Origin of the sequence: Acidisphaera rubrifaciens HS-AP3, from assembly GCF_000964365.1 — a bacterium.
In the GTDB taxonomy this organism is placed as follows: domain Bacteria; phylum Pseudomonadota; class Alphaproteobacteria; order Acetobacterales; family Acetobacteraceae; genus Acidisphaera; species Acidisphaera rubrifaciens.
In genome coordinates this window covers 1-3,318 of record NZ_BANB01000546.1, presented here as the reverse complement: position 1 = coordinate 3,318, position 3,318 = coordinate 1, and the positions used below count along the sequence as shown (strand labels likewise).

At 72.4% G+C, this 3,318-nt stretch carries 3 protein-coding genes; 1 reads left to right on the top strand and 2 read right to left on the bottom strand.

Going from position 1 to position 3,318, the window contains the following annotated elements; genetic code table 11:
- Positions 1–583, top strand: a 583-nt coding sequence (locus tag B8460_RS23650) for an ABC transporter permease subunit (RefSeq protein ID WP_048862305.1), incomplete at its 5' end; no start/stop codon positions are given.
- Here B8460_RS23650 and B8460_RS14380 read toward each other — a convergent pair.
- A complete protein-coding gene (locus B8460_RS14380) occupies positions 561–1,955 on the bottom strand; it encodes an MFS transporter (RefSeq protein ID WP_048862304.1) in 1,395 nt (464 codons plus the stop codon). The genes B8460_RS23650 and B8460_RS14380 overlap by 23 nt on opposite strands.
- Before the next feature lie 144 nt (positions 1,956–2,099).
- Entirely contained in the window at positions 2,100–3,170 is a 1,071-nt protein-coding gene (locus B8460_RS14375; RefSeq protein ID WP_048862303.1) for a zinc-binding metallopeptidase family protein, read from the bottom strand.
- Positions 3,171–3,318: the final 148 nt, after the last annotated feature.

Below are 3,318 nucleotides of genomic sequence, written 5' to 3'. Positions count from 1 at the left end.
GGGCAAGACGCTGCCGCTCGCGGCCGTGCGCGGCATCGCGCCGGACCGGGCGGGGCGGCAGCTGATCCTGTATGCCGTCGCGCTCGCGCTGGCGGCGGCGGCGACCGTGCTCGCCTGGGCGCTGCTGCGCGCCCGTGCGGGCCTCGCGCTGACGGCGGTGCGCGACAACGAGACGGCGGCGGCGAGCCTCGGCGTCGACGTGCGGCGGCTGAAGCTGCTGGTCTATCTGGCGGTCGCGGCGATGACCGGCATGGTGGGGGGCGTGATCTTCATCCAGAACCTGCGCGTCTCGCCGGACGCGGCGTTCAGCGTGCTCGACTGGACGGCGGACGTGATCTTCATCGTGGTGATCGGCGGCATCGGCACGCTGGAGGGGCCGGCGGCGGGGACGGCGGTGTTCTTCGCGGCCCGCGCGGCCTTCGCCGATTACGGGGCGTGGTATCTGATCGCGCTGGGCGCGGTCGCGATCGCGGTGATGCTGGCGGCGCCGGCCGGGCTGTGCGGCACCCTGGCGGCGCGCGGCGTCGTGCTGCTGCCGACGGCGCGGCGCTTCCGCCGGATCAGCGCGCGGCCAGACGCATGAAGCTGGCCACACTCGCCGCTCCGGAGAAGCCGGCGCCGAGCAGGAGGGCGAGCGACGGTCCCTGCACGCCCTCGATGCTGAAACACGCCGCGACCAGGGCCGCCCCGCTCGCCTGACCGAGCAGGCGCGAGGTCGCGACGACGCCGGAGGCGCCGCCGCTCCGCTCGGGCGGGGCGCTCGTCATCAGGGCGCGCAGGTTGGGCGACTGGAAGAAGCCGAATCCGGCGCCGCAGATCGCCATGCGCCAGATGATGTCCGGCGTGGTCGGATGCGCCGGCAGCGCGCCGAGCAGCAACATGCCCAGCGCCAGCCCCGCCATGCCGACGCCGCCGAGGATTGCCGGCGGATAATGGTCCGACAGCCGCCCCGCGATCGGCGCCATGATGGCGACGACGACCGGCCAGGGCGTCATCAGCAGCCCCGTATCCACCGCCGAGCGTCCCAGCTCGTTCTGGAAAAAGAAGGGCAGCGAGACGAACGCCAATCCCTGGGCGGCGAAGGAGCAGACCGCGGTGACCGCGGACAGCGTGAACAGCGGCCGGCGGAACAGGTCGATGGGCAGCATCGGCGCCGCCAGCGGCAGCTGCCGGCGCAGGAAGACCAGCGTGACGAGCAGGAACACCGCGAACAGCGGCAAGACGATGCGCAGCCGCGCGGCGTGCGACGCCTCGGCGAGCGTGATGACGAACAGGCTGAACGTCACCGCGTTGAGCACGGCGCTCGGCAGGTCGAAGCGACGGTCGCTGAGCGGCGTCCGCGGCAGGGTGGGCAACGCGATCGCGACCGCCAGCGCGCCGAGCGGCACGTTGATCGCGAACAGATAAGGCCACGGCGCGACCGACAGGATGGCGGAGGCGACCGTCGGGCCGACCGCGAAGGCGATCGCGACCACCAGCGCGTTGTTGCCCACGCCGCGCCCGAGCATCGCCGGCGGGTAGATGAAGCGGATCAGCGCCACGTTGACGCTCATGATCCCGCTCGCGCCCAAACCTTGCAGCACCCGCGCGACCGCCAGCGTCGGCAGCGACCAGGACAGCGCGCAGACGGCCGAGGCCACGGTGAACACCGCCAGCCCGCCGATATAGATGCGCCGGTAGCCGAGCTTGTCGCCGAGGGCCGCGAAGGGCAGCACCGTCGCGACCAGCGCCAGCTGATAGGCATTGACCACCCAGACCGATGCCGCCGGGCTGGCGTGCAGGTCGGCCGCGATGGTGGGCAGCGCGGTGTTGGCGATCGCGGTATCGAGCGTCGCGAGGCCGACCGCGATCAGCACGGTCGCCATCGCCCAGCCACGGCGGCCGGGCGGCAGCCCCTCCGGCGGGGACGGCACGGTCGCGTCGGCGGGCATGGATGGCGCGGTCAGGTCGGGCATGACGGGTCTGCGCGTGGGGCGACGGGGCGACGGGGCGATTGGTGCGGTGCACCAGCCTCCCCCGCTTTCCCGTCCGGTGTCGATGCCCGCCGCCGCGCCCCTGCCCCGCGTCGGCCCGGTCGAAATCAGCCGGGCGCCGCGCGCTCAGCCGGCGTCCGGTCCGCCGTGCACAAGGGCGTGAACATAGGCCAGCTTCTCGACCGCGGGCGGCGACAGCACGAAGGGGTAGAAATCGGGCTGTCCCATGCTGCGGTTGAGGCTGTTGACCGCGAGGGTGAGCGGCAGCCACGCCGCGATCAACCGGTCGAACGTGTCGGGCTCGTGCGGGTCGAAATGGATTTCCGCGACCAGGCTCTCGTCGGCGGAGGCGACCGGATGCAGATCGACGCCGAACGCCGCCGCGGTCTCCAGCGTATCGACGATGTGCAGGTAATGCGCCCAGGTCTCGGCGAAATCCTCCCACGGATGCGCGGTCGCATAGGCGCTGACAAAGCGGTTCTGCCAGTCGGCCGGCGCGCCCTCCGCATAGTGGCGCTGCAGGGCGGCCTGATAATCCTCGCGCTCGTCGCCGAACAGCGCGCGGAACCGGTCCAGCCGCGCCGCCGCGTCGGGCGCGTCGCGCACCAGCACGTCCCAGAAGTAGTGCCCGATCTCGTGGCGGAAATGGCCGAGGACGGTGCGATAGGGCTCGCCCATCTCCTCGCGCAGCTTCTCGCGCTCGACGTCGTCGGCTTCCGCGAGCGACAGGGTGATCACGCCTTCGTCATGGCCGGTCATGACCTGCGTCTCGCCGGCGCGGGGCGCGGCGAGGATGTCGAAGGCGAGGCCGTGGGCCGGGTCGTCCGCCCGGGTCGCGACCGGGAGGCCGAGGCGCAACAGCGTGTAGAACAGCCGGTGCTTCGCCTGTTCGACCTTGCGCCACCGATCAAGATTGGGCGCCTGATCAAGGTCGGGGATGGTGCGGTTGTGCCGGCAGGCGTCGCAGTAGTCGCCCCCGTCGGCGACCAGCCAGTTGCAGGCATCGGCCTCGGCGTTGGTGCAGAAGCGCAGCGGGCGGTCCGGCTCCGCGAGCGCGGTCCAGCCCTCCCCGTCCGGCTCCACGGCAGTCAATGCCCCGGCCCCTGGCAGGTAGCCGACGCGATGACCGCACTGCGTACACAGGCGGTTCTCGAAATACAGGACCTGTTCGCAGGCCTGGCAGCGGAACAGACGCAAAGCGCAACTCCCCAAGGCTCGGCCGGTGGCCGGACGAGGCCAGAACGCCGGGGGCGGCGCAAGTTTCGTGCCGGTGGCGCCCGGCGGGACAGGGCCGGCTCCCCGCCCAGCGCATGCCGGGGCGTGGCTCGCGGCGAGCGGGTGGTGT

Coding starts and splice junctions, on each gene's coding strand:
- B8460_RS14380 (WP_048862304.1), bottom strand. CDS start 1,955: ATGCCCGACCTGACCGCGCCATCCATGCCCGCCGACGCGACCGTGCCG.